General features: G+C 55.8%; 29 protein-coding genes. 11 read left to right on the top strand and 18 right to left on the bottom strand.

Annotation, left to right across the window (positions count from 1 at the left end):
* Positions 1 to 17: 17 nt before the first annotated feature.
* Positions 18 to 476: a DUF4124 domain-containing protein gene (locus NZ453_RS06660; RefSeq protein ID WP_338051149.1), complete on the top strand. Its 459-nt coding sequence runs from the start codon at positions 18 to 20 to the stop codon at positions 474 to 476.
* A 197-nt stretch (positions 477 to 673) separates the two neighbouring features.
* On the opposite strand, the gene NZ453_RS06655 is transcribed toward NZ453_RS06660, so the two are convergent.
* The 4 genes from NZ453_RS06655 to argB form a co-directional block, all read right to left on the bottom strand.
* Entirely contained in the window at positions 674 to 1,774 is a 1,101-nt protein-coding gene (locus NZ453_RS06655) for an acyltransferase family protein (protein WP_263769687.1), read from the bottom strand.
* Positions 1,771 to 2,367: a nucleoid occlusion factor SlmA gene (gene slmA, locus NZ453_RS06650; RefSeq protein WP_263769686.1), complete on the bottom strand. Its 597-nt coding sequence runs from the start codon at positions 2,365 to 2,367 to the stop codon at positions 1,771 to 1,773. The genes NZ453_RS06655 and slmA overlap by 4 nt, the downstream gene beginning before the upstream one ends.
* A gap of 230 nt (positions 2,368 to 2,597) precedes the next feature.
* The gene (locus NZ453_RS06645) at positions 2,598 to 3,218 is read right to left on the bottom strand and encodes a pyrimidine 5'-nucleotidase (protein WP_275983105.1); all 621 of its coding nucleotides are present in this window, start codon (positions 3,216 to 3,218) and stop codon (positions 2,598 to 2,600) included.
* 110 nt (positions 3,219 to 3,328) lie between these two features.
* Positions 3,329 to 4,216, bottom strand: coding sequence for an acetylglutamate kinase (gene argB, locus NZ453_RS06640; protein WP_263769684.1), 888 nt, complete (start codon positions 4,214 to 4,216; stop codon positions 3,329 to 3,331).
* A gap of 133 nt (positions 4,217 to 4,349) precedes the next feature.
* Here argB and NZ453_RS06635 point away from each other — a divergent pair, with 133 nt between their 5' ends.
* Positions 4,350 to 4,562, top strand: a complete 213-nt coding sequence (locus NZ453_RS06635; protein ID WP_263769683.1) for a cysteine-rich CWC family protein — start codon at positions 4,350 to 4,352, stop codon at positions 4,560 to 4,562.
* Here NZ453_RS06635 and nudB read toward each other — a convergent pair.
* The 10 genes from nudB to NZ453_RS06585 form a co-directional block, all read right to left on the bottom strand.
* Entirely contained in the window at positions 4,537 to 4,974 is a 438-nt protein-coding gene (gene nudB / locus NZ453_RS06630; protein ID WP_263769682.1) for a dihydroneopterin triphosphate diphosphatase, read from the bottom strand. The genes NZ453_RS06635 and nudB overlap by 26 nt on opposite strands.
* Position 4,975: 1 nt before the next feature.
* On the bottom strand, positions 4,976 to 5,425 hold the full coding sequence (locus NZ453_RS06625; RefSeq protein ID WP_263769681.1) for a barstar family protein: 450 nt from the start codon (positions 5,423 to 5,425) through the stop codon (positions 4,976 to 4,978).
* Positions 5,422 to 5,835, bottom strand: a complete 414-nt coding sequence (locus NZ453_RS06620) for a guanyl-specific ribonuclease (protein WP_263769680.1) — start codon at positions 5,833 to 5,835, stop codon at positions 5,422 to 5,424. The genes NZ453_RS06625 and NZ453_RS06620 overlap by 4 nt, the downstream gene beginning before the upstream one ends.
* Before the next feature lie 9 nt (positions 5,836 to 5,844).
* The gene (aspS, locus tag NZ453_RS06615; RefSeq protein WP_263769679.1) at positions 5,845 to 7,647 is read right to left on the bottom strand and encodes an aspartate--tRNA ligase; all 1,803 of its coding nucleotides are present in this window, start codon (positions 7,645 to 7,647) and stop codon (positions 5,845 to 5,847) included.
* Positions 7,648 to 7,672: 25 nt separating this feature from the next.
* Positions 7,673 to 8,281, bottom strand: a complete 609-nt coding sequence (locus NZ453_RS06610; RefSeq protein ID WP_263769940.1) for a DUF502 domain-containing protein — start codon at positions 8,279 to 8,281, stop codon at positions 7,673 to 7,675.
* Positions 8,281 to 8,547: an FmdB family zinc ribbon protein gene (locus NZ453_RS06605; RefSeq protein WP_263769678.1), complete on the bottom strand. Its 267-nt coding sequence runs from the start codon at positions 8,545 to 8,547 to the stop codon at positions 8,281 to 8,283. Before NZ453_RS06605 ends, NZ453_RS06610 begins: the two co-directional genes overlap by 1 nt.
* A 106-nt stretch (positions 8,548 to 8,653) precedes the next feature.
* Complete coding sequence (locus NZ453_RS06600; protein WP_263769939.1) at positions 8,654 to 9,499, bottom strand: prepilin peptidase; 846 nt, start codon at positions 9,497 to 9,499, stop codon at positions 8,654 to 8,656.
* A 14-nt stretch (positions 9,500 to 9,513) separates the two neighbouring features.
* Positions 9,514 to 10,746 (bottom strand): type II secretion system F family protein, encoded by a 1,233-nt coding sequence (locus tag NZ453_RS06595; RefSeq protein WP_263769677.1) that lies wholly within the window; start codon positions 10,744 to 10,746, stop codon positions 9,514 to 9,516.
* 22 nt (positions 10,747 to 10,768) lie between these two features.
* Positions 10,769 to 12,484 (bottom strand): type IV-A pilus assembly ATPase PilB, encoded by a 1,716-nt coding sequence (pilB, locus tag NZ453_RS06590; RefSeq protein ID WP_263769676.1) that lies wholly within the window; start codon positions 12,482 to 12,484, stop codon positions 10,769 to 10,771.
* 165 nt (positions 12,485 to 12,649) lie between these two features.
* Positions 12,650 to 13,489, bottom strand: coding sequence for a cytochrome C assembly family protein (locus NZ453_RS06585; RefSeq protein ID WP_263769674.1), 840 nt, complete (start codon positions 13,487 to 13,489; stop codon positions 12,650 to 12,652).
* A 31-nt stretch (positions 13,490 to 13,520) separates the two neighbouring features.
* On the opposite strand from NZ453_RS06585, the gene ffh reads away from it, so the two are divergent.
* Complete coding sequence (ffh, locus tag NZ453_RS06580; protein WP_263769673.1) at positions 13,521 to 14,876, top strand: signal recognition particle protein; 1,356 nt, start codon at positions 13,521 to 13,523, stop codon at positions 14,874 to 14,876.
* Here the strand turns inward: ffh and NZ453_RS06575 are convergent, their stop codons facing one another.
* Positions 14,877 to 15,479, bottom strand: a complete 603-nt coding sequence (locus tag NZ453_RS06575; protein ID WP_263769938.1) for a lytic transglycosylase domain-containing protein — start codon at positions 15,477 to 15,479, stop codon at positions 14,877 to 14,879.
* Positions 15,479 to 17,203: a proline--tRNA ligase gene (locus tag NZ453_RS06570; RefSeq protein WP_263769672.1), complete on the bottom strand. Its 1,725-nt coding sequence runs from the start codon at positions 17,201 to 17,203 to the stop codon at positions 15,479 to 15,481. Before NZ453_RS06570 ends, NZ453_RS06575 begins: the two co-directional genes overlap by 1 nt.
* A 169-nt stretch (positions 17,204 to 17,372) precedes the next feature.
* Between NZ453_RS06570 and NZ453_RS06565 the strand changes: the two genes are divergently transcribed.
* From NZ453_RS06565 to coq7, 3 genes are read left to right on the top strand one after another with little or no spacing between them, the layout of a single operon-like run.
* The gene (locus NZ453_RS06565) at positions 17,373 to 17,912 is read left to right on the top strand and encodes an RNA pyrophosphohydrolase (protein ID WP_263769671.1); all 540 of its coding nucleotides are present in this window, start codon (positions 17,373 to 17,375) and stop codon (positions 17,910 to 17,912) included.
* An 8-nt stretch (positions 17,913 to 17,920) separates the two neighbouring features.
* Positions 17,921 to 18,442: a CNP1-like family protein gene (locus tag NZ453_RS06560; RefSeq protein ID WP_263769670.1), complete on the top strand. Its 522-nt coding sequence runs from the start codon at positions 17,921 to 17,923 to the stop codon at positions 18,440 to 18,442.
* Positions 18,443 to 18,485: 43 nt separating this feature from the next.
* A complete protein-coding gene (gene coq7, locus NZ453_RS06555) occupies positions 18,486 to 19,106 on the top strand; it encodes a 2-polyprenyl-3-methyl-6-methoxy-1,4-benzoquinone monooxygenase (protein WP_263769669.1) in 621 nt (206 codons plus the stop codon).
* A gap of 42 nt (positions 19,107 to 19,148) precedes the next feature.
* Here the strand turns inward: coq7 and NZ453_RS06550 are convergent, their stop codons facing one another.
* Positions 19,149 to 19,568 carry an OsmC family protein gene (locus NZ453_RS06550; RefSeq protein ID WP_263769668.1) on the bottom strand — a complete coding sequence of 140 codons (420 nt, stop codon included), beginning with the start codon at positions 19,566 to 19,568 and terminating at the stop codon, positions 19,149 to 19,151.
* A 229-nt stretch (positions 19,569 to 19,797) separates the two neighbouring features.
* On the opposite strand from NZ453_RS06550, the gene rplM reads away from it, so the two are divergent.
* The 5 genes from rplM (at position 19,798) to erpA (ending at position 22,567) form a co-directional block, all read left to right on the top strand.
* Positions 19,798 to 20,226, top strand: coding sequence for a 50S ribosomal protein L13 (rplM, locus tag NZ453_RS06545; protein WP_263769666.1), 429 nt, complete (start codon positions 19,798 to 19,800; stop codon positions 20,224 to 20,226).
* A 9-nt stretch (positions 20,227 to 20,235) separates the two neighbouring features.
* Complete coding sequence (gene rpsI, locus NZ453_RS06540; protein WP_263769664.1) at positions 20,236 to 20,628, top strand: 30S ribosomal protein S9; 393 nt, start codon at positions 20,236 to 20,238, stop codon at positions 20,626 to 20,628.
* 356 nt (positions 20,629 to 20,984) lie between these two features.
* Complete coding sequence (locus tag NZ453_RS06535) at positions 20,985 to 21,752, top strand: DUF6776 family protein (RefSeq protein ID WP_263769663.1); 768 nt, start codon at positions 20,985 to 20,987, stop codon at positions 21,750 to 21,752.
* 10 nt (positions 21,753 to 21,762) lie between these two features.
* A complete protein-coding gene (locus NZ453_RS06530) occupies positions 21,763 to 22,167 on the top strand; it encodes a bactofilin family protein (RefSeq protein ID WP_263769662.1) in 405 nt (134 codons plus the stop codon).
* Positions 22,168 to 22,216: 49 nt separating this feature from the next.
* Complete coding sequence (gene erpA, locus NZ453_RS06525) at positions 22,217 to 22,567, top strand: iron-sulfur cluster insertion protein ErpA (protein ID WP_263769660.1); 351 nt, start codon at positions 22,217 to 22,219, stop codon at positions 22,565 to 22,567.
* 77 nt (positions 22,568 to 22,644) lie between these two features.
* On the opposite strand, the gene NZ453_RS06520 is transcribed toward erpA, so the two are convergent.
* Entirely contained in the window at positions 22,645 to 23,979 is a 1,335-nt protein-coding gene (locus NZ453_RS06520) for a M23 family metallopeptidase (protein ID WP_263769659.1), read from the bottom strand.
* Positions 23,980 to 24,540: the final 561 nt, after the last annotated feature.

Here is a 24,540-nt window from a genome sequence, read left to right as displayed (position 1 = left end):
CCGCCGCGCCGTATACCGTGAATAGATTGCGGAAAGCCCGTCTGGCGACCGCGCTTGCTGTGCTGGCACTAAGTACGGATTTGCCGGCAGCCGAAATGTATCGTTGGAAGGACCATGACGGACAAACGGTTTACTCGGACAAGCCGCCCACGGGGGCCAAGGTGCAGACCGAGATCGTCCGGACTAACGACACAGGCAACGCGAGAGTGAGCTCTGGGGCCACTGACTGGACCGAGAAGGAACGTGAGTTCCGCCGGCGCCGCATCGAAGAACGTGAGGCGCGCGGCCCCGAAGAAGAGCGAAAGAAGCAGGCATGTGAAGCCGCGCGGCGGCGGAGCGCGGAATTGAAGGCGCCAGAAGGACAGTTGCTCTTCCGCACCGACAAGAACGGCGAACGGGTTTTCATCGGAGACGATGAACGTGCGGCACTCGCTAGCGAGAGTGAAAGAGCCATTGCAGAAAACTGTGGTCGATAAAGTGATCTCAGTGATCTTGCTGCGGACCGGTGTCCGCCGCTGAATGGCCAGCGCGCAATCCGATCCTCGCCATCGTCGGACGCGACGCGAGAGCTACCCTTGGACATCTCCCTCAGGCCGCCCTCGGTCTCCGACCGAGGGCGAACACTGTGCTTTTGCGCGGGTGTTTTGCCGCACAAACGTGGTATGAACCTTCGTTATCGTGCGCTGGTGATGCCCTCAGGGATCGGACCACGAGCAGATGCATTGCGCGCCCAACCCAAAGCCGCGCACTCGACGTGTTTGTGAAAAAGCGCGCCGCCCGCAATGCTCGCCGTCCAAGCCAAGAGAATTCCAAAGAACTGAATGCCCGGCTCGTGCGGGAAAACCTTCTCGAAGACCGCATTGACCACTAGGCAAACGGGAAAATGCACGAGAAACACCGAATACGATATCTGCCCGAGCCAGCCCAGGAAACGCGCATTCAGGCAGGTGGCGATTAACCCCGTGTAGCGGAAGAGGCCGAGTGTTATCGCCGTCGCCAGGGCAATGGCGATGCGTGGCCGGAAATCGATAGCTAATGCCGCGACCGCAACGATCAGCGTCGTGGCAATGGAGAACAACGATATGCGACCCTTTTCAACTGACCAGTAGGTGAGTGCCCCGAGGCCATAAGCGCCAAAAAAGTAGGGCGCCCAGTTATCCCACGATGCATCGCGATTGAAGTAAAAGAGCGATGCGGCTATCAAGCTCAAGACAAACATCTGACGGCAGGCTGGAGCGAGACCGCCCGAGCGCTGCGCTAGCCAGAGCAAACCGAGCAGGAGCGCGTACAACTGGAAGTCGATGGCCACGTACCAGACGCCTGCGGAAATCCCGTCGAAACCGAGAACCCCGTGCAATAGCACGATGTGCGCCGCAAACTGGCCGACCGTCGGGACGTCGGGAATCGATTCGTGGGTGATCAAGTGGCGTGCGATAGCGGACGCCGCCAGCGCGAGCACCAAAGCACCGACATACGGAGGGGCCAATTTGAGATAGCGGCGCCACAAGAGGCCGAGTGGCGGCTTGTCGACCAGGGTTCCATCACGTCCGAGCGCTTGAGCGGCAAGGAATCCCCCGATAACGAGGAATACCTGGACCGCCATGCGGGCATACTCGGACAACCAGGAAACGACGGCTGGACCGAGGGACTGGGCGTAGTCCGACATCGGGCCGTAGAAAGCCAAATGGTGAAGAACAATCAACTGCGAGGCGATTCCTTTTGCCGCATCCACAAAGGCCAGTCGAGAACGACCGGCGGTACTTCGACTACTCATGCATTCCTCTGATCTAGGCAGGCCGTGCACAGCAGCGGCCATTGTTTGGCCCACTGGGTGGTGGGCTCGCGGGTGAATCCACTTCTAACGTATTGCTGCCAGCGGCCGATGACATAGCAAAGCAACAAGTTCGCAACGCTGCCAAAGTCCGGATCCCCCGACAATCGATGCTGCGCGGCCGCGATGCGCAGTGCTTGCCTGAGGGCGGCTTCGAGCTTTTCCATCAGTTGATTAATACGCAACTGCAAGCGAGGGTGTTCGTTAACCAGCGCATCACCGATCAGTACCCGAGTCATTCCTTTATTGCGCTGTGCAAAGCCAAGCAGAAGAACTACAACATGCTCAACTTGGCGTAATCCTTGCTGCTCCTCTGACTCAATCTGATTGATGACACCAAACAAACTCGTTTCAATGAACTCAATGAGTCCTTCGAACATTTGTGCCTTGCTGGCGAAATGACGGTAAAGCGCCGCCTCCGAGCAGTTCAAACGGCCCGCGAGCGCCGCTGTAGTGATCTTCTCGCCTTTCGGATCCTCAAGCATCGCGGCCAGCACCTGCAGTATCTGCAGCCTTCTCTCACCCGGCTTCGCCATGTCACCCCCGCCCGACATTAGAAATCAGCAGCCTGGCGGCCAAGATATTGGCGCCGGTAGCGAGGCGTCTGTGGATACTGAGCCTGAAGGGCGCGCCAATGCCTGCTGGACGTACCAAGAAACACGCAGGACATGCGTTTTGTTGCGCTTTGTCCATTGCCAACCAACCGCAGCTGGCATCCCAGCCGACTATCGACTATCGCGGCTGAAATCCATTTGGACGGGAGGGATTATAGCTCGCGCAACCGGCGCGGCAAATCGACGACGGAGGACACCATCACGTCGACGTAAGGCGGCCGCCGCGTACCGGCGGATACCCAGACGGTCTTCATGCCTAGCCGCTTGGCTGTTTTCAAGTTGGCAAGAGTGTCTTCGATCATGATGCAATTCCGGGGGGCGAGCCGCTCGTTACGCAAGAGTTGGAGGAAGCCTGCGGTCGCTGGCTTGGGTTTGAAACGCAAGCGTTCGATTGAGTACACAGCGGCGAAGCAACTACGGATTCCAGTGGTCTCGAGCACTGACTCGGTGTATCGCCGCGGCGCATTGGAGAAAATGATCTTCTTTCCCGGTAATCGGTGCAGCGCCGTTTTCAGCCGGCGCTCGGCGATCACAAGGCTGCCTAAATCCGGGAATTGATGGGTGTGGTGCAAGAAGTGGACCGGATTGGTTCCGTGGTGTCTCATCAGGCCCAGTAGAGTCGCCCCGTAGCGGTTCCAATAGGTTTGCCGCAGCCGCGTGGCTTCGCTTTCTTCAACGTCGAGGTGCTGGCAAATGTACGCCATCATTGCTCGCCCGATACGCGGGAAGATATGGCGGCTGGCGTCGTGAAGCGTATTGTCGAGATCGAACAGCCAGACGCGCTCGCGGGGTGTTGGGATCTCCGCCGAAAAGCAAGACGGCCCGTGCGGGCCGTCGGATGCTGTAGGCGGTTTTCCCCGGATGGAGCGTCGTAACTCCACCGTCAATGGCTTTTGATCATCGTGCCGAAGCCATGGCTGGTGAGAATCTCGAGCAGTAGCGCATGTTCGACGCGACCATCAATGATGTGTACGCTCTTGACGCCGTTGCGGGCAGCGTCCAACGCCGACCCGATCTTCGGCAGCATTCCGCCGTGAAGAGTGCCGTCTGCAACCATCTCGTCGATCCGTTTTGGAGTTACGTCGGTCACCACGGAACCCTCTTTATCGAGGACGCCAGGCGTGTTGGTCAGGAGCACCAGTTTCTCTGCCTTGAGGATCTCGGCGATTTTGCCTGCGACGACGTCCGCATTGATGTTGTATGTTTCTCCATGCTCACCCACACCGATCGGGGCAATCACGGGGATGAATGCGCCAGCTTCGAGGTGGCTGATAAGAGCGGGGTCGATATGAGTAATATCACCGACCATGCCAATGTCGATAAGGTCGTCGTAGTTGTCGCGGTTGTGAAGGAATAGCTTCTTGGCGCGGATCAGGTTTCCGTCTTTGCCCGTGAGGCCCACCGCCTTGCCGCCGCTTTGGTTGATGAGATTGACGACATCCTTGTTGACCTGGCCGCCGAGAACCATCTCTACGATTTCCATCGTTTCTGCGTCGGTGACCCGCATTCCCTGGATAAACTCGCCTTTCTTGCCAACCCGCGTCAGCAGATTCTCAATTTGCGGGCCCCCGCCGTGAACAACGACCACGTTCATGCCAACGAGTTTTAGCAGCACGACGTCTCGTGCGAAGCACTGCTTCAGGCTCTCGTCGACCATCGCGTTGCCGCCAAACTTGACGACGATCGTTTTCCCGTGGAAACGCTTGATGTAGGGCAGCGCTTCGGCAAGCACAGCGGCTTCTTGTGCGGGCGAGACTTGGGGCAGGGTCATGGCTTGGTTCCTCAAAAAGACGGGCTGATTTTACTCGGCACGCCGTTAAATAAAAAGCCGCGAAACCGCTTGCTGACCCCATGCGTGTATATCATTTCTTTTCGTACGGCATACAGCCGATGGAGGTCTTGTGATGGAAGAAAACTCAGTTGCGAAAGAAAGCGTTTGTCCGCGATGCGGGATCGCTTTCGTGTGCGGTGTAGCCGCTGGCCTGGATAGTTGCTGGTGTATGGACCGGCCTATCGCGTTTCCGGTATCCGACCCGGGAAATGAGGGCAAATGCTATTGCCCTGCCTGCCTCGAAGCCCTCGAAGGAGCCTCTACCGGGACCGTTCGGGGAGCATGAGGATGGCATCTCGGTTGGACCAAGAGAAGCAACGGTCAGCCGCATCCCGCCAGGGTAACCAGACATAGTTGACATGTTCTTCCGGCGAAAGATGGATCGCTTGGCCGGCGGATACCTGGAGCGAAAAGACGTGCTCTTCGTTGTGCGTGATTCCGGGCGCGTAGCGATGCCGCCACTCAGGAAAAATCTCAAAGGTGTTGACGAGATGCCAATCCATCAAGACCGTAAGCGGTGCGAGGATGCCTGTTTCTTCTGCGACTTCGCGTGCTGCAGTTTCCGGAAGCGTCTCGTCGGCCTCTTGGCTCCCGGTCACTGACTGCCAGTACCCCGGATGCGAGTTGCGCTCCAATAGCAACACTTGCAAGTCCCGAGTGTGAATGACGACCAGCACAGATACGGGGCGTTTGAACATCTCAGTTTACCCCCGGCAAAGCAGGCAAGCCTTCGGTGCGGGTAGCAGAATCGAGTTCGTAGGCGACTACAAAGGTAGTGCCTTCTCCCTTCCAGAAATCGACCGTCGCGGCAAACACACCGTTCAGTTCGGCAAAGCCATGATGGTCGGCGGACAAAGCATCCGCGTTCATAAGCAAGAGGATATAACTCTTTCCTTCACGCCAGGATAAATCAGTTAGGCAGTCATGCAGCGCGTCGAGGTTATTACCGTACCATTCGGGGAATCGCAGCTGAGTACCGATGCGCTTGAGCACTGCTCTCAACTGCGATGATTGCTCCAAATCCACTTGAAATGCGGTGCAGCCAGTTCTTTCGACGAAACGCCTTACCGTGTCTGAACTCCGCCGGGTGAAGCGGTAGATTCCCTCTTTGATACCGGGCCGATCTTGACGTTGGCTAGGATTGCTCATGGCGTCTCCTGGACCCGCCGGAACGTTCGGTAGTGATCGTCGGTATAGTAGTACTCACCCGACCTCGCCCAGCTATCGGCGCCTTTGCCTGCGACAATGCGCCGAGGGCCGCGGTCTGAGCGTCCAGGAGTGGGGACCGTGTACTCTCGATAATAGCCGCTCGGCTGTAGTGGCAACCGTTTCTCGAAGTTGCCAAAAACACTCCCGTCCTTGCGCGGGTACGGGAACGGTCCCCCGTTTTTAATCACAGCTAAAGTTTGCCTTGCCTCCGCTGGTAGTTGCCGCAAGGCGATAATCGGCAACGCCGCATCGCGCTCAGAAGCTCGGGCAGAGACTTCGGTGGCTACCCCCAGCCACCCGACCAGCGCAAGGACAAGCGCTAGCCGGAACGTGGCCAGGAGGCCGCTCATCGCCGCCTGTTAGGTATTGCTGGCGTTGGCCGGCGTATCGGCTTTCTGACGCAGGCGGATGTGCAGCTCGCGCAATTGCTTTTCATCCACGTCGCTCGGCGCATTCGTGAGCAGGCACTGGGCCCGTTGTGTTTTCGGGAAGGCGATCACGTCTCGGATGGATTCGGCTCCAGTCATCATCGTCACAATGCGATCGAGTCCGAACGCCAGCCCGCCGTGTGGAGGTGCGCCGTATTTCAGCGCGTCGAGCAGGAAGCCGAACTTGATCCGGGCCTCTTCCTCGCCGATGCCGAGGGCTTTGAAAACCTGTTCCTGGACGTCGGCACGGTGGATACGCACCGACCCGCCGCCCAGTTCCCATCCGTTGAGCGCGAGGTCGTAGGCCTTTGCCAGGCACTTGCCTGGATCGGTTTTGAGGAGGGGGATGTGCTCGTCCTTCGGACTGGTGAACGGATGGTGGCAGGCGACCCAGCGCTTGTCCTCGTCGTCGTAATCGAACATCGGGAAATCGACGACCCACAAGGGCTCCCAGGCTTTGCCGTTGAGGAAACCCTTTTCGTGGCCGATCTTGATCCGTAGCGCTCCGAGAGCGTCGTTGACCACCTTCGCCTTATCAGCACAGAAAAAGATGAGGTCACCAGACTTTGCACCCGAACGCTCGACGATGGCCTTCAGCGCCTGTTCGTGCAGATTCTTGACGATAGGCGATTGCAGCCCCGTCTCATTGAGCTGGCTCGCGTCATTGACCTTGATATAAGCCAGTCCCTTTGCCCCATAAATCGCGACGAACTGCGAGTAGGCGTCGATCTCGCCCCGGGTCAGGGCCGCGCCTCCCGGGATGCGAAGTGCGGCGACTCGCCCGCCGTCGCTGTTCGCGGTGTTAGCGAAAACCTTGAAGGCGACGTCTTTGACGACATCCGTGATCTCGGTGAGTTCGAGCGTGACGCGCAGGTCCGGCTTGTCAGAACCGAAACGGTGCATTGCTTCGGTATAGGAAATGCGGGGGAACGGATTGGGCAGGTCAACTCCGATCGCTTCCTTGAAAACGTATCGGATCAGTTCTTCCATGATTCCCGTAATTTCGGTCTCGGTCAGGAAGGATGTCTCGATATCGACCTGGGTAAACTCAGGCTGCCGGTCGGCGCGCAAGTCTTCGTCCCGGAAGCACTTGGTGATTTGATAGTAACGGTCGTATCCAGCGACCATCAGCAGCTGCTTGAACAACTGCGGCGATTGCGGCAGCGCGAAAAACTGGCCGGCATGGACGCGAGATGGAACGAGGTAGTCGCGAGCACCTTCAGGCGTGCTCTTCGTAAGCATCGGTGTTTCGATGTCGATGAAACCGGCGTCGTCAAGAAACCGGCGGAAGGCTCGTGCCGTTTTGTAGCGCAGCAGCATATTCTTCTGCATCTGCGGACGGCGCAGATCGATGACTCTATTCTGCAAACGGACGGTTTCAGACAGATTGTCGTCGTCGAGATTGAAGGGAGGCGTGATCGACGGATTGAGGACTTCGATCTCTCGGCATAGAACCTCGACTTCACCGCTCGGCATGTTCGGATTGACCGTCCCTGCCGGCCTAGCGCGCACCTTTCCGGTGATCCTGAGGCAGTACTCATTGCGAACCGACTCAGCAATGGCGAACATATCAGGGCGGTCCGGGTCGCAAACGATTTGAGCAAGACCTTCCCGGTCGCGAAGGTCAATGAAGATGACGCCCCCGTGGTCTCTGCGACGGTGAGCCCAGCCGCAGAGGGTCACTTCCTGACCGATGGTTTGTGAATTGAGTTGTCCGCAAAAATGAGTTCGCATTCTGTTTCCAGGGATACCGATTATGTTAGAGAGAAGGTTTCGACCGTCGTGCGGGCGGAGCGACCACGCCCATCGAAATGATGTACTTGAGGGCCTCGTCGACGTCCATGTCGAGCTCGATGACTTCGTTCCGCGGCAACATCAGGAAGAACCCTGACGTCGGATTGGGCGTGGTAGGAACATAGACGCTGACATGGTCTTCGAGGTGATTGGCGACATCTCCGCCAGGAACGCCGGTGAGGAATGCGATCGTCCACGAACCTGCCCTTGGATACTGAACGAGCAAGGCCTTGCGGAAAGCATTGCCTGAGGACGAGAAAAGAGTGTCAGAAACCTGTTTGACGCTGTTGTAAATCGAGTTGACAACGGGAATGCGCGCCAGCAGCTTCTCCCACCAGCTCACCAGCCGCTGGCCGATAAAGTTGGCCGTCAGGATACCGGTGGCGAGAATGATCGCCAGGGTGACAACGACTCCCGCACCGGGGATGTCGAAACCGACGACATTGTGTGGATGCATCGAGGCCGGAAGCAGTCGGAGCGACTGGTCCGCCACATCGGCAATCAACAACAGGACCCAGGCGGTGATCGCCAGGGGTACCCAGATCAGAAGGCCTGTAATGAAGTAACGTTTGATCAACTGGCGGCGCACGCCTCTGCTCCCGCGCAGCCTTGGCATTGCGGAGCATTCTCACTCTTCGAAGCCTTCGGAGTGCCCGACCCGCCTTTGAAATCCGTTGCGTACCAGCCGTTGCCTTTCAATTGGAAGCCGGCCGCGGTGATCTGCTTCTGATACGCCTTTGCCCCGCATTCCGGGCAATCAGTAAGAACCGGCGCGTTCAGTTTTTGCAAGTGATCTTTCTCAAAGCCGCAGGAACTGCAGCGATACGCATAGATCGGCATGGTTCACCTTTAGTGCAACAAAGACATGGATTATAACCGAGTGCCGGTCCCTTTTTCCCGAGACCGGCATGCGCAAGATAAGGGCGAACCGCCTTATTTCAACCGATTACATTAGCTGCAAATAGGCTTGTGTAAGCTCGCGTCCCCAGAAAAGAGCAAGCATTCCGGCCGATGCGAGGTATGGGCCGAACGGGATCGGCACATTTCGCCCGTGCTTAGCGAGGACGATCAGCACGATGCCTACCACGGCTCCGACGAGTGACGAAAGGAGGATGGTCAATGGCAGCACCTGCCATCCCAGCCAAGCACCAATGGCCGCCAAGAGCTTGAAATCACCGTAGCCCATCCCTTCCTTGCCGGTGGTGAGCTTGAATAGCCAGTAAACCGACCATAATGCGAGATAGCCTGCCATCGCGCCGATGACGGCAGAACGCAGGTCTACGAACGTTCCTTCAAGGTTGAATAGCAGTCCTCCCCAAAGTAGCGGCAACGTCATTGAGTCGGGGAGTAACTGCGTATCGAAGTCGATGAAACTCAGCGCAAGCAGGAACCAGATAAAAAGCACTGCTCCCGCTGCGGCAGGAGTGGGGCCGAAGTGGCTAGCCGCGAAAGCCGAGAGTGCGGCCGTCGCGCCTTCGATGAGCGGATATCGGAATGAAATCGGCGCTTGGCATGCCGAACATTTTCCGCGCAAGAATACCCAACTGAGGACCGGTATGTTTTCAATCGCCTTTATGAAGTGGCCGCAGGTAGGACAGCGCGAACGCGGCATGGCGAGGGAGAGCGGGGCTTCTTCCGGCAGAGATTCTCCACGCAACTCGGCGCACTGAACCCGCCAGTCGCGCTCCATGATTTTCGGCAGGCGGTGGATGAGCACATTCAGAAAGCTCCCGACAAGGAGCCCGAGAATACCTACGAAGAACGTAAAATATGGCTGCGTAAACAGGCCCAAAGAATCCGAACTCACTAGACGACCGCGCCCAGTTTGAAGATCGGCAGGTACATTGCGATCACCATACCACCGATGAGGACCCCGAGGACCACCATGATGATCGGTTCCATTAGGCTCGATAGTGCTTCAACGGCGTCGTCTACCTCCTGTTCAAAAAAATCCGCAACTTTACCAAGCATGGCGTCCAGCGCTCCGGATTCTTCGCCAATGGCGACCATTTGAACCACCATGTTTGGGAACAGCTCACTGTTTTGCATTGCTGAAGTCAAGCTTGTTCCTGTGCTCACTTCGCCCTGGATTTGCCTTGTCCCTGTCTTGTAAACGTAGTTTCCGGCAGCACCTCCGACCGACTCAAGTGACTCCACGAGCGGCACGCCAGCAGCAAACATTGTGGACAGTGTACGTGCCCATCGTGCCATCACAGCTTTGCGAATGATGTCACCGAAGAGTGGCAATCGGAGAAACAGGCGGTCAATGGCAAACTGCATGGCTTCAGAGCGTTTCCACGTATAAAAGAACGCAAATAGGCCGCCTCCTATTGCTCCGAATATCGCCCACCAATACGCGACAAAGTAATCCGATATGGCGATTACAAGGAGCGTAGGCGCCGGGAGGTCAGCGCCAAAACTGGTGAACACTTGCTTGAAAGCCGGGATAACAAAAATCATGATCACCGCTGTGATTATGAATGCGACGACAATGACGGCTGTTGGATAAAAAAGCGCTGATTTGATCTTTGACTTGATCGCCAGCATTTTTTCTTTGTACGTTGCCAGGCGTTCAAGAAGAGTCTCTAGTATCCCTGCTTGTTCTCCCGCGGCGACTAGGTTGCAGTAGAGCTGGTCGAAGTGAAGAGGAAACTTGCGGAAAGCCTGGGAAAGGGAACTACCTGTTTCGACATCGGCCTTGATGTCGAGGAGGAGTTTCCCTACAGCTGGATTGGCATGTCCCCGGCCAACGATATCGAACGTTTGCAATAGCGGAACCCCTGCTTTCATCATGGTCGCAAGCTGCCGCGTAAAAAGCGCAATATCTTTTTCTGAGACCTTTCCACCCCTTCGGAAGGTCTGTTTGGATATCTTCGTAACGACGACCCCTTGCCGCCGCAACGTCGCGTTGACTACCGCTTCGCTCGTAGCCCGCTGCTCGCCCCGGATAAGTTTCCCAGCCTTGTTCTTGCCGGTCCAAAGAAACGTGTATTCTTTGATCTCTTGGGTGCGTCTTGCCGGTTTCGCCGCCATGGCCATGCATCCCTCCCCGTGTAATTCTCTAGATATTTGTGCTACCGAGAACTTCTTCCAGCGAAGTCAGTCCCTGCTTCACCTTCAAAAGCCCGGAACGGCGCAGATCGTTTACGCCCTCTTTTTGGGCTTGTTGTGCGATGTCTAGCTCAGTGCAGTTTGCCATGATGAGCCGCTGGATTGCTTCCGTTACTGGCATAACTTGGTAAACGCCCACGCGGCCTTTGTATCCCGTTCCTTTGCATCTGTCGCAGCCCCCTGGGCCATAAAGAACCCAACTTCCGTCAAGGTCGGCGTCTCTGAAACCCGCATTGAGCAGAGTCTCGATTGGCGTTTCCAGAGGCTTTTTGCATGAACACAAACGGCGAACGAGGCGCTGCGCCGTAATTAGAAGTACGCTGGAAGCGATGTTGAATGTAGGGATACCCATATTCATGAGACGCGTGAGCGTCGATGGGGCATCGTTGGTGTGCAATGTCGAAAGCACCATATGGCCGGTTTGTGCTGCCTTAATCGCGATCTCGGCAGTTTCCAAGTCCCGAATTTCGCCCACCATGATGATGTCCGGATCTTGGCGCAAAAAGGCCTTTAGTGCGACCGGAAATGTAAGTCCTTGGCGGTCATCGATATTGACCTGATTGATCCCTGGGAGAGCGATTTCGGCCGGGTCTTCGGCTGTAGAAATGTTAATCCCAGGCTTGTTTAAGATGTTGAGGCAAGTGTAAAGAGACACCGTCTTGCCGGAGCCCGTTGGGCCTGTGACGAGGACCATGCCATACGGGCGTTGTACCGCGTCCAAAAGCACGGCTTTCTGCTCAGGTTCATATCCCAGCGCGTCAATTCCCAACGTCGCGCTGCTCGGGTCGAGAATCCGTAAGACGATTTTTTCGCCGTACATGGTGGGAAGCGTGCTCACGCGAAAGTCGATTGCTCGGGTTTTCGAAAGAACCAGGCGCATGCGACCGTCCTGCGGAACGCGCTTCTCCGCAATATTTAGCCGTGAAATGACCTTGATGCGGGAGGCGATCTTCTCTTTGATGACAAGCGGAGGTGCCGCGACTTCGCGCAGCATGCCATCACAGCGGAAGCGAATACGGTAACTCTTCTCGTAGGGTTCGAAATGGATGTCGGAGGCGCCGTCGTTGATGGCGTCCAATAGCATTTTCTGAATGAACTTGACGACAGGGGCATCGTCGACCTCCAGAGAGTTCGCATCATCGCCCTTTTCCGCCGCTTCTTCATCGGTGAATTCGAGGTTGATGTCTTCGTTTGCGAGGTTTTTTAGACTTTCTGCTGCAGATTCCGAAAATTTCGCGACCAGCGGTGCAATCAGCGCTTCATCAACGACGATCGGATCGACGGCCATCCCGGTTTGGAACCGGATTTCGTCCAAGGCCCGAAGATTGGTCGGATCCGCTATCGCGATCGAGAGGCGATTGCCTCGTTTGTGCAACGGAATGACGCGGTGGGCGGCGATCAACTTGCGGTCGATCGCCGTACTCTGCATATGCGCTTCATCGAAGGCGCCCAGATCCAATAGCGGGTAACCGAATGTATCCGCCGCAAAACGGGCGACGTCAGCCGAACTAGCCTTTTTGCTGGTCGCTAACTGTTCGATGAAGGTCGTTTTAGTCGCAGCGGCTTGATTTAATAACGCCTCCGCTTCGGCTTCCTTGATTTTTCCTGCCTGAACGAGCGCCCGAGCGAGTCCGCTGAGTGAGGATTGTTGTGGATTCGCGGCCATAGTTCGTCAAATGATGCTTTTTTGCTCGCAAAACCGCCACGCAGGGGCGGTGTTTAGTATGTCAGGTTGATGATGCATCGACTCCCGCCTTTTGTAAAGGAAAGTGCTCTAGCGCGGCACTATTCCATCTAATACGGCTCTTTGCACTGCGACTGAAGGATTATTCTAGATTCTGCCGAGGAGAACTTCCGATACGAAACGGCTCCCAACATAGGCAAGGAGCAAAACAAGAAATCCAGTCATGGTCCAGCGTAAGGCGATACGTCCTCGCCAACCATACGCATGGCGGCCCACGAGAAGAGCCGCAAAGATCATCCAAGACATAAACGCAAAGAGAGTCTTGTGATCCAATACGAACGCTTTTCCGAAAATTGCTTCTGAAAATCCCAATCCGCTAGCGAGCGTCAGAGTGAGGAGGGTGAACGCCACGGTGATCATGCGAAAAAGCAAGTTCTCCATCGCGAGAACGGGCGGCAGGCTGGCAAGGTTCGAGTCGAACCTTCCCCGATGCAACTTGCGTTCGACGAAGCTCATAAACGCCGCGTGCAGGGCTGACAAAGTGAAGAGGCTGTAAGCCAGCATTGCAGCGAGAAAATGAAACTTGAATCCCCACGCCTCGGCATATGCAATCCAGTGCATTTGTGGAAAAAATGCTGGAAGAACCGAGCAGGTTGCGGCAAGCGGTAGGACCATCGGCTGAAGACCTTCCATCCGGGAGCGGAAACTCTCAAGCCAGTAAATAAGGACGGCAAGCCAAAGCATGAGGGATAATGCAAGGCTGAATGAGAAACGCATACCTCCCCCGCCGAAGAGGCTCCAATAAAGCCCTGCACCTTGCATAACAATAGCGGCGAGAATCGAGAGTCGTTCCCAAGGCCGCATTGCAAGAGGCAATCCCGGCTTTTCATCGGCCCGCCATCGTGTGCGCCAAAAATGCACTCCAAGCGCCGCATACAACAGGCACGAGGCGATCGGTGAAACAAGGTGAAGTAGAATAGCCGGCATCTTCTGAAGTCTACACTAAGCCGGAAACTAAATGCTTGATAACCTGACTCAACGACTTGCGCGCGTCATGAAGACGTTGCGCGGAGAGGCTCGTCTCACCGACGACAACATTGCCGACGCAATGCGCGAAGTGCGGTTGGCACTTCTGGAGGCGGACGTTGCCCTGCCAGCCGTCAAAACGTTCATCAACGCCGTCAAAGAGAAGGCCGTTGGTGAGGAGGTCATCGGTTCGCTGACGCCAGGCCAAGCCTTGATCGGCGTAGTACACCGCGAATTGACCGCGTTAATGGGGGAGGCGCACACCGGCCTCAACCTTGCCACTCAACCGCCGGCGATCGTTCTCATGGCCGGTTTGCAGGGCGCAGGGAAGACTACGACGGTCGGCAAGCTGGCTCGGCTCTTGAAGGAAACCCAGAAAAAGAAAGTACTCGTCGTTTCCTGCGACGTCTATCGGCCGGCGGCGATCGATCAGTTGAAGGCCGTTGCCGAGCAGGCTGGGGTGGACTTTTTCCCATCTTCATCTGGTGATAAACCAGTCGATATCGCGCTAGAGGCGGCAGCGTGGGCCAAACGTCATTATCACGACGTCTTGCTGGTCGACACGGCGGGTCGACTGTCGATCGACGAGGCGATGATGAGGGAGATCGCCGCGCTTCATAAGGCGCTGAATCCGATCGAAACGTTATTCGTCGTCGACGCCATGCTCGGTCAGGATGCTATCAACACGGCGAAAGCGTTTAGCGAAGCCTTGCCTCTCACGGGGGTGATTCTTACCAAGCTCGATGGAGACGCGCGTGGCGGTGCAGCTCTTTCGGTGCGACACGTAACGGGTCGTCCCATCAAGTATGCCGGTGTGGGTGAAAAGCTGTCGGGTATCGAGCCCTTCCATCCGGAGAGAATGGCCTCCCGTATTCTTGGCATGGGCGATGTCTTGTCCTTGATCGAAGAAGCAAAGAAGGGAATCGACGAGCAGCAGGCTGTTGAGTTGGCAAAAAAGCTGAAGTCGGGCAAAGGTTTCGATCTGAACGACTTCAAGGAACAGATAAGTCAGATGCGAAAGATGGGCGGGCTCTCGTCAATGATGGACAAGCTTCCAGCGCAATTCGCTCAACTCGCCGGGCAATTGCCCGCAGGTGGTGAGCAGAAGATGATTAGCCGTGTGGAGGGCATTATCGATTCGATGACGCCGGCCGAACGCAGTCGGCCGGAAATCTTGAAAGCTTCACGCAAGCGCCGTATCGCGATGGGCGCGGGCGTCCAGGTTCAGGAAGTGAACCGGCTGCTTAAGCAGTTCGAACAGACACAGAAGATGATGAAGCAGTTTTCCAAGGGCGGCATGGCGAAGTTCATGCGCGGAATGAAAGGCATGCTGCCAGGAATGAGGTAATCATGGCTTGCTAGAGGCCACCCGCGCCTTGGTCGCGGCGTAAGCCCATTGTCCGTGCCAAGCGGCGCGAACCAGATTCGGGTACTCCGGCTGTCCAAGGCTTCCGTTGTAGCGACCGAGTGCGCGAAATAGATCGCCTTGCTCAATGTCGAGATAATGGCGGAGGATCGTGCATCCGTACCGCAGGTTGGTGCGCAAGTGGAATAGGTTATCTTCTTTGCGACCGATCACTTGCACCCAGAAAGGCATTACCTGCATGAACCCTCGCGCACCGGCAGGGGACACCGCATACTTTTTGAAGCCGCTCTCGACTTGAATCAATCCGAGCACCATCTGCGGGTCAAGTCCTGCGCGTGTCGCTTCGTAGTGAACCGCCCTCAGAAACTCCAGGCGGCTTTCCCGATCAGCAATTCGCCTATCCATGCGACGAGACATTTCGGTCAGCCAGTCAATGGCGTCCATGGCGTCTGAGAAAGAACTACGAGACGGTGCTTGATCCGAAATGGTACGCGATAGCGCCGCCCTGACGCTCTCCGACAGTGGTTCGTACTTTTGGGCGCCGGCGAAGGCAAGTTGCCAAATCAACAGCGCCGAAAATAACATTAAGAGGCGCACAGCCTTTCCTTGATAAAGCCCAGGGCAGACGCTAGAGGTATCATCGTCGCGTCACTGTCGGTTCGGCCCTTGTACTCGAGTTTTCCGTCGGCCAATCCTCGTTCTCCGACCACAATACGGTGTGGGATCCCGATCAGTTCCATTTCAGCGAACATGACCCCTGGGCGTTCGCTCCGGTCGTCCAGCAACACGTCGATTCCGGCAGCGGCAAGCTCTTCGTACAAAGCCTCAGCGGCCGCTTTCACCTGCGAGGATTTGTGGAATCCCATCGGCACGACGGCGACTTGGAATGGGGCGATCGCTACGGGGAAAATGATGCCGCGCTCATCGTGGTTCTGCTCGATTGCCGCGCCGACGATACGTGAAACCCCGATTCCGTAACAGCCCATCTCCATGATCTGACTCTTGCCGCTTTCGTCTAGAAAACTGCAATTGAGCGCTTCCGCGTATTTTCTCCGCAATTGGAAAATGTGCCCGACTTCAATACCCCGGCATAACTCCAACTTCCCCTTTCCATCTGGAGAGGGGTCTCCTGTGACGACGTTCCGCAGATCAGCGATCGTCTTAGGGGTGGGTAAATCACGCTCAAAATTAACGCCCGATAAGTGAAAGTCGACCTCGTTGGCTCCGCAAACGAAGTTCGCCATCGCAGCCACCGAGTGATCGGCAAAAACAGGAATGTCGCGTGCACCAACAGGGCCAATATAGCCGGGTTTGCAACCGAGTGCGGCGACGATCTCCTCGTCCCGCGCAAACCGGAACTCGCCGACAACCTTTTGCGTCTTGATTTCATTGAGATCGTGATCGCCCCGCAAAAGGATCAGCGTGAACTCGCTTCCCTCGTTTTCGGGGGTGGCGCGCATGATTGCAATGGCTTTCACCATCTTGGTGATCGGGATCCCGAGAAACTCGGCTACGTCTTCGCAACGCGTCTTGCCAGGGGTCGCCACTTTCTTCATTGGATCGGAGGCAGATTCCCTTGAACTGCGTGGCGGTAGCGCCTCCGCGAGTTCGACGTTGGCGGCGTAATCCGAGTGGGGGCAGTAAGCTAAAGCGTCTTCCCCGGAGTCCGCAAGTACATGAAACTCATGTGAACCCGTTCCGCCAATCGATCCGGTGTCCGCTGCGACGGCACGGAACTTCAAACCAAGCCGTGAAAAGATTCGCGTGTAGGTGTCGAACATATTCCTGTATTCACGCTGCAAGCCCTCGAAATCGGTGTGGAAGGAGTAGCCGTCCTTCATCAGAAACTCGCGTCCGCGCATGACACCGAAACGCGGGCGAATCTCGTCCCTGAACTTGGTTTGTACCTGATAGAAATGAACGGGAAGCTGACGGTAGCTCTTTATTTCTTTCCGTACGACGTCCGTGATAACTTCTTCGTGCGTTGGCCCGATGACGAAATCGCGCGCATGCCGGTCTTTCAGCCTTAGCAGTTCAGGTCCGTACTTCTCCCACCGCCCCGATTCCTGCCATAACTCGCCAGGCTGGACAGCAGGCATCAGCAGTTCGATAGCCCCAGCGCGATCCATTTCTTCGCGCACAATGTTTTCCACCTTGCGCAGTATCCGAAGCCCCATCGGCATCCAAGTGTAGATGCCTCCTGCGAGCCGTTTGACCAGTCCCGCCCTCAGCATAAGTTTGTGGCTGACGATCTCCGCGTCGGCGGGGGCTTCCTTGAGTGTTGAGATGAAGAACTTGGAGGTTCGCATAGCGATCAGGCTTCTTTTGACAAAACGTGAATTCTACAAGAGTGGCACGATGCGGGCGATGTCTCGGGCAGCGTGCTTTATCGGGGCGAGTTCTTGATGTGGCAAGCTTTGCAAGGGGGGCGAAATATGGTTGAATGTATTCAACTTTTGAATACCGCAGGTTTACGCAATGCTTGACCGTGAAGGCTATCGCCCGAACGTCGGCATCATCCTATGTAACGCGAAAAACGAGGTCTTCTGGGGCAAGCGCATTCGCGAGCACTCATGGCAGTTTCCACAAGGCGGCATCAAGCGGGGGGAAACCCCTGAGCAGGCGATGTACCGGGAACTGCACGAAGAGGTCGGGCTGCGTCCGGAGCATGTTGCCATTCTTGGCCGTACCAAGGACTGGTTGCGTTACGATGTGCCGATCCACTGGGTAAAACGCGAGTGGCGCGGCAGCTACCGCGGCCAAAAGCAGATTTGGTTTTTGCTCAGATTGGTTGGGCGCGACAGCGATGTTTCCCTGCGTGCCTGTGATCATCCCGAGTTCGATGCCTGGCGTTGGAATAACTACTGGGTTTCGCTCGATGCCGTGATCGAATTCAAGCGTGAGGTCTATCAACAGGCGTTGAATGAGCTCGCTCGCTTTCTCGACGCAGACCACCGTCGTTCTCGGCGCGAAGGGATTCCTTGCGGGCGTGCGGCGGAAACCTTGCCGAAAGGGTAAAGGGGCTGATGTTGCGTCTTTGTAAGAGCGGGATTAAACGTTTCCTTCAGTCGGGCTTCCTTTTGCTCGGAATCGTTTCGAGCGCGTGGGCCGCCGAAGGGTTTGACGATGATTTCGACGAAAAACCCTGGGCGGAAATGGAAGTGCAACTGCCTGCCTTTCCAGACAGGTCTAATCTGATTCCGTTCGAAGTTGGAGCGGTGCGCGACACCAAATTTTGGATCGATGGCAATTCTCTATCCGTCGGCGCGGACGGCGTCATTCGATATGCTTTAGTCATTGAGAGTTCCGCAGGCGCTGAAAACATCAGCTATGAAGGCATTCGCTGCGCCACGAGGGAAAAGCGGCTCTACGCGTTTGGTCGGTCCGACAAGACCTGGTCTAAGGCTCGCGATAACCAATGGAAGCCGATTCGAGGTAGTTCTAACAATCACCATGTCGAGCTTTTCTCGAATTACTTCTGCGTCCCCGGGGCGCCCAGTTTAGGAAGTGCCGAAGATGCGCGTCGAGCGTTGCGCTCTGGACGATAGCAGGCCGCCGGTTTGGCCCTGATCGTTTTCCCAGGAGATTTTCGTGGTTGATGCGTTCATCGCCGAATTTGACAAGATCCTACGGACGCTTTTTGTTCGCCAGCGCTCCGTCCGTGCAACGCCCGGGGATAGCGAACTTGCAACGGATCTCTCGGAGCGTGATAAATCGCATGTTGGAGCGCTGATGCGAATCAATCATGTTGGTGAGATTTGTGCCCAGGCCCTCTATCACGGACAAGCAATTGCGTGCCGCGAACCGGAAATTCGCCAAGCATTGGAGAACGCAGCTAAGGAGGAGACCGAGCATCTGGCTTGGACGGAACAGAGACTCGGCGAGGTCGGGGCGAGGAAGAGCTTGCTCAATCCTTTCTGGTATTTGGGTGCCTTCTCGATGGGAGTTGTTGCCGGCCGGCTCGGCTCGGGGTGGAACCTGGGGTTCCTTGCCGAGACAGAGCGTCAGGTCGAAGCCCATCTCGCGGGGCACCTGTCGGCACTTCCTGCGCAAGACAAGCGGTCGCAGGCCATCGTAGGCCAGATGAAAGAAGACGAAAGACGCCACGCAGAAATGGCCGTTCGCTTGGGTGCTCGCGAGCTTCCTCCGCCGGTAAGGCTCGCGATGAAGGTGTCGGCCCGAGTGATGACTTCTACGGCCTACTATCTATAGGATCTGGCGTCCGGCGTGTGCTTTGAGAGGAAATCTGTGCGGTTATGCTTCGACGATCTCGAAGTCGTGTGTAATCGTCGCCGTTTTCCCTAGCATGATTGACGCCGAGCAGTACTTGTCTTTGGATAATTCGATGGCGCGCGCTACAACCTCGGGGCGTAATTGTTTACCGGTCACGCGGTAATGAAAGTGTATCCGCGTGAATACCTTGGGCTCCGTTTCAGCGCGCTCGGCCTTGAGGATTACCTCGCACCCGGTTACGGCATGGCGCCCTTTTTTGAGAATCAGCACGACGTCGAATGCTGTGCATCCCCCGGTTCCGACCAATACCATTTCCATAGGCCGAGGTGCCATGTTTCTTCCTCCGGCCTCTGGGGCGCCGTCCATGGTGACGCAATGGTTGCTCCCGGTTTCAGCCAGAAAAGACATTCCTTCACCGACCCATTTGACTGTACATTCCATAGGTTTCCTTTGCGTAAAAGATTATTGTAGTTTAGTTGTGTCGCCATTTTGGACCTTCGATGCGTGTCGACTTCGCTTGCTGTGTGGGAGCGGTCGAACATGAGGATAGGCATTGATAAATACCGGGGTCAGGGACGCTCAGCGTTGGAAACAGCAATTGACATGAGTCGTTGATTTGAAATAATATGCTCGGCTTTCCGTTATCAGGCATACAAGGACGGCGTTTCAAATGAAGACTTTTTCCGCCAAATCGCATGAGGTGAAGCGCGAGTGGCTCGTGGTGGACGCCACTGACAAGGTGCTCGGCCGCCTCGCCACTGAAATTGCTCGCCGCCTTCGTGGCAAGCACAAACCTGAATTTACGCCTCACGTCGATACCGGCGATTTTATTGTCGTCACGAACGTCGAGAAGCTGCGTGTTACGGGAAATAAGGCCGAAGACAAGATGTACTACCGTCACACGGGCTATCCCGGCGGGATTTATGAAACGAACTTCACGAAGATGCAGCAGCGTTTTCCTGGGCGGGTCCTGGAAAAAGCTGTCAAAGGCATGCTGCCGAAAGGGCCGCTCGGGTATGCGATGCTGAAGAAGATGAAATGCTACGTGGGAAGCGCCCACCCGCACGCTGCTCAGCAGCCGAAAGTTCTGGAACTCTAAGAGGTCGAAATGGCTGAAAATTTCTACTACGGCACCGGTCGCCGCAAAAGTGCCGTCGCGCGTGTATTCATGAGGCGCGGTTCGGGCAACATCGTGGTCAACGGTAAGCCTGTGGACGAGTTTTTCTCGCGAGTCACCGGTCGGATGATCGTTCGCCAGCCGCTCGAGCTGGTGGAGCAGACGGCCGGTTTCGATATCATGGTCAACGTATCAGGCGGAGGTGAGTCCGGACAAGCCGGTGCCGTTCGCCACGGCATCACGCGCGCGCTCATCGAATACGATGCTGCGCTCAAGCCGGCATTATCGAAGGCTGGGTTCGTCGTCCGTGACGCTCGCGAAGTCGAACGGAAGAAGGTTGGCTTGCATAAGGCTCGCCGCCGTAAGCAGTTCTCCAAGCGCTAATCTGGCAATATCCTTGCGAAAAGGAAAGCCGCCCGCGGGCGGCTTTTTTTTTCAAGTATGTCGCTTGATGAAAAACAGCGCGATACCGCTACCAAGCGGTAAGTTGCTACTATACCGATGAGAAATGGTGAAGCGCGGGTCGGCAGAGCATTTTTTGTCACGTTCATCAATACGGAGTAGCGCGCGGGATTGGGGCGCCAGGCGCCTCTGGCGTGCTAGGCGATGCATCATTTCGTTGAGAGTTGCCCACTGCGATGGGTTGTTATCCGTTCGGGATCATTGTCTAGCGTCAAGCGCCGCCCCAAAAGGAGCGTTCATGCGGTTTGTTGCGCAACACGAGGCGTCCTAAGTCCGCCATGTCCGTTACGCGTCCTTCGGTAAAGCTGAAGCGTCTTCGGAGACGGTTTGGTATCAGCGCCCCCAAACTCGCTATTCGCCAACACGTGGCGTGGTATTGGCGCGCCTTGACTGTTGTTGCTGTCCTCTTCGCACTCGTCATATCAGCTGTCTGGATTTTTGACGTTGGGCGCAGAACAGGTGGGTTCCACCGAGATGAATCGGACCGAGAGATCCAGTCCCTGCGGGGGCATCTCGTTGATCTCGATACGGAACTTGCGCGCCTGCGGAGCGTGGTGGGGTCGGGTGAGAGTAACCTGCAAATTGAGCGTGCTACACAAAAGCAGTTATTGCAGCAGGTGAGAGCGCTCGAAATGGAGAATGCCGCCTTAAAGGAAGATCTGGCCTTCTTCGAAGGTCTGATACCCACTTCGGATGCGGCGGGAGAGGGCGGTGGGCTGCGCATCGAACGTTTCCGTATCGAGCCCACAGGAACCCCCGGGGAGTTCCGTTACAGGATGTTGGTTGTAAATAGTGCTTCCCGGCCGCTAAAGGAGCCTAAGCTGTGGCTGCAACTTGTTGTGAAAGTGCGGCAAGACGGCAAAGATGCTATCATCACCGTTCCGGATAAAACGGAATCAAAAAAAGAAAATTTCCGGTTCGAAATCAAGCACTTTCAGCGACTTGAAGGAATCGTTCTCGTCCCAGTGGGGGCGAGTGTTACTGGCGTGGAGGCCCGGGTTCTCCAGGATGAAACGATACGGGCCAAACAATCACTGGCTTTCTAGGGGAATGTCCATGTTTGGAACGAACAAGAAAGGTAACGCTCCGCAGAACAGCATAGACAGTCTTATCGGTTCAGGTACCAGGGTCGAGGGGAACGTTGTTTTCTCCGGCGGTTTGCGTGTGGACGGAGAAGTCCGAGGCAACATAACGAGTGCTGATGGGCAAGATGGGACAGTCGTTATCAGTGAAAAAGCCAGCGTCGAGGGCGCAATTTCGGTTGGCCATGTAGTGATTAATGGGACGGTTATCGGCCCTGTTTTTGCGGGAGTATCGTTGGAACTCTTACCGGCGGCACGAGTCACAGGGGACGTCGAGTATCACCAGATCGAGATTCAGCAGGGGGCGGTGATTCAAGGGCGGCTTGTACACCATGTCAGCGCGAAGACGGTGGAATTGAAGTTGGCCTCGAATAGCTAGCCATCTCTTCGCGGGGTTGGGAAAAGTTAGGTTTTTCGAAGGAAGAGGAATGAATACAGTCGTTGATACGCCATTGCCGTTTGTCTTTACGGACAGTGCGGCGAATAAGGTCAAGGATCTTATTGAGGAGGAAGGGAATCCCGATCTGAAACTACGTGTTTTCGTGACGGGCGGAGGTTGCTCGGGATTTCAATATGGGTTTACATTCGATGAGGTGGCGAACGAGGACGATACGTCGCTGCAGAAGAACGGCGTGACGTTACTCATTGACCCCATGAGTTATCAATACCTCGTCGGTGCGGAAATCGATTACACCGAGGGGCTGGAAGGTTCACAGTTCGTTATTAAGAACCCCAATGCGTCTTCCACGTGCGGTTGTGGATCGTCATTTTCGGCCTAAAATCCTGCGATAGAAGAAAAGCGGCCCGCGATGGCCGCTTTTTTTTATCGTATGCCACCTGCGTTGCGGGTTCTCCGTCAATCTATAGCCGCCATTTGGGTTTGCTTGGCTAGATCAAGCAATGCGCGCAAGGAGCCCGCCGTGGCCTTGAATCTTGCCAGTTGAGACGCGTCAAGCGGGAACGAAGTAGGTAGCGCAATGGTCGCGGGGTTGACTTGCTGAGCATTTACCCGGAATTCATAGTGCAAATGGGGCCCTGTCGCTAACCCTGTACTGCCTACGTAGCCGATCGTGTCCCCTTGCCCAACGCGCGCTCCTTTACGAATTCCTGGAGCAAAACCGTTAAGGTGCCCGTAGGCTGTCGAGTAGGTGCCTTGGTGCTTCAGGACGATGAAGTTGCCATACCCTCCTTGGCGTCCGGCGAATTCCACTACTGCATCCGCGACGGCGCGTACTCGCGTTCCTGTAGGAGCGCCGTAATCGATTCCTTTATGAGCGCGGGAAATTTGCAGCACGGGGTGAAGGCGGGCCCTCGAAAAACCTGAGGTAACGCGCGAAAATTCAAGTGGTGAGCGCAGAAATGCTTTTCGCAAATTCTTCCCGTCGCCTGTGAAATAGCCCGCTTTGCCGTCCGTCGATTGATACCAGAAAGCGCTGAACACCTTTCGATCATTGACAAACTCGGCGCTAAGTATCCGTCCGGTTCGAACGACCTGCCCCCGATTGTAAAAGGCCTGGTACACCAAGGAAAACCGGTCGCCTTTTCGCAAATCCCGATAGAAGTCGATGTCGCCACCAAAAACTTCTGCAAGCTGACTCGCAATCGCGTCCGGAATATCGGCCGCGTCGGTGGCGGCAAAAAGTGAGCTTTCAATTTGGCCCGATTTGACAACAGTTCGCATGTCGAGGTGGAGTACTTCTTCTGACGCTTTGAAGCCTTCGCCGTCGCGCTCGACAACGAGCGTCGCCTCCTTGCCGTTGAGAGGGAAACAAAGCGAGTGAAGCTTTCCGCGCGCGTTCGTTTTTGCCGTGACTGCTTTGCCGGGACTCAGCTGGCGGGATATGGCTTGCGTCGACGGTGTCTTCCGGATGAATTCGTCTGCTTCAGGGTCCTCTATGCCGAGCCGGTTCATCAAACTGGATAAGGTATCCGAGCGCTCAACGCGTTCCTCTCGGAGGAATACCGTGTTTTCGGGCGTGTCTAAAATGGCGATTGGGGTGCTGAGTTGTTCCAGAACGGTGTCAATTTCGACGGCGGGTTGGGGTTCGGAAGGGGCCAGGGCAAACGCAGCGACCGTCCCAACAAGACCAATACTTCCCGCAGTAACAACGGTCCAGCGGTTTTGCTTGGCAAGAAACCGTTTTGACCCGGTGTAGATAGGGGAGATCAGAAGTTTCAAATGATGATTCATGGGAAGGCCTGCGAAAAACTCATGGGAGTTTAGCAAAAGTGTCGTTCGCAAGGAGTGATGGTGAGAACGTAAGGCTTGCTCGATCGCGGCGGTGTTTCCGGCCTATCCGGTCTCTTTGTGTCGTCTTGCGCTCGCTTTCGAGTTTTAGAGAGGCATCCTTCGCGAAAAGTGTTGACGCGATGGTTCTGCCCTGTATAATGCGCATCTTTCGCTGCTGACGCATCGGCGAGAAACGTTAAGAATCAAGGGGTTGTTGTTTTTTCTAACTCCGAGACGTTGAAATAATCTCTGAAATAGAGGTTGACGCAACAAAAAACGTCTGTATAATGCGCACCTTCGCTGCTGACGCAGCGAAAAAAATCGAGCAAAAGCTTGATTTTACGCTCTTTAAAAATGTGATGATTGATAGGTGTGGGTTCTTGTTTTGGGGGTTATGCGCAAGCATGACCTAAAGAGATGAAGAGCTCGCACGATTAGATGCGGATCTGGGAGACTGGATCTGCAGACGTCAAGCGAGAGTTTTAACAGGAATTGAACTGAAGAGTTTGATCCTGGCTCAGA

The sequence above is a fragment of the Propionivibrio soli genome, assembly GCF_025770765.1.
Lineage (GTDB): Bacteria > Pseudomonadota > Gammaproteobacteria > Burkholderiales > Rhodocyclaceae > Propionivibrio > Propionivibrio soli.
This window is presented reverse-complemented; position numbering and strand designations above follow the sequence as displayed.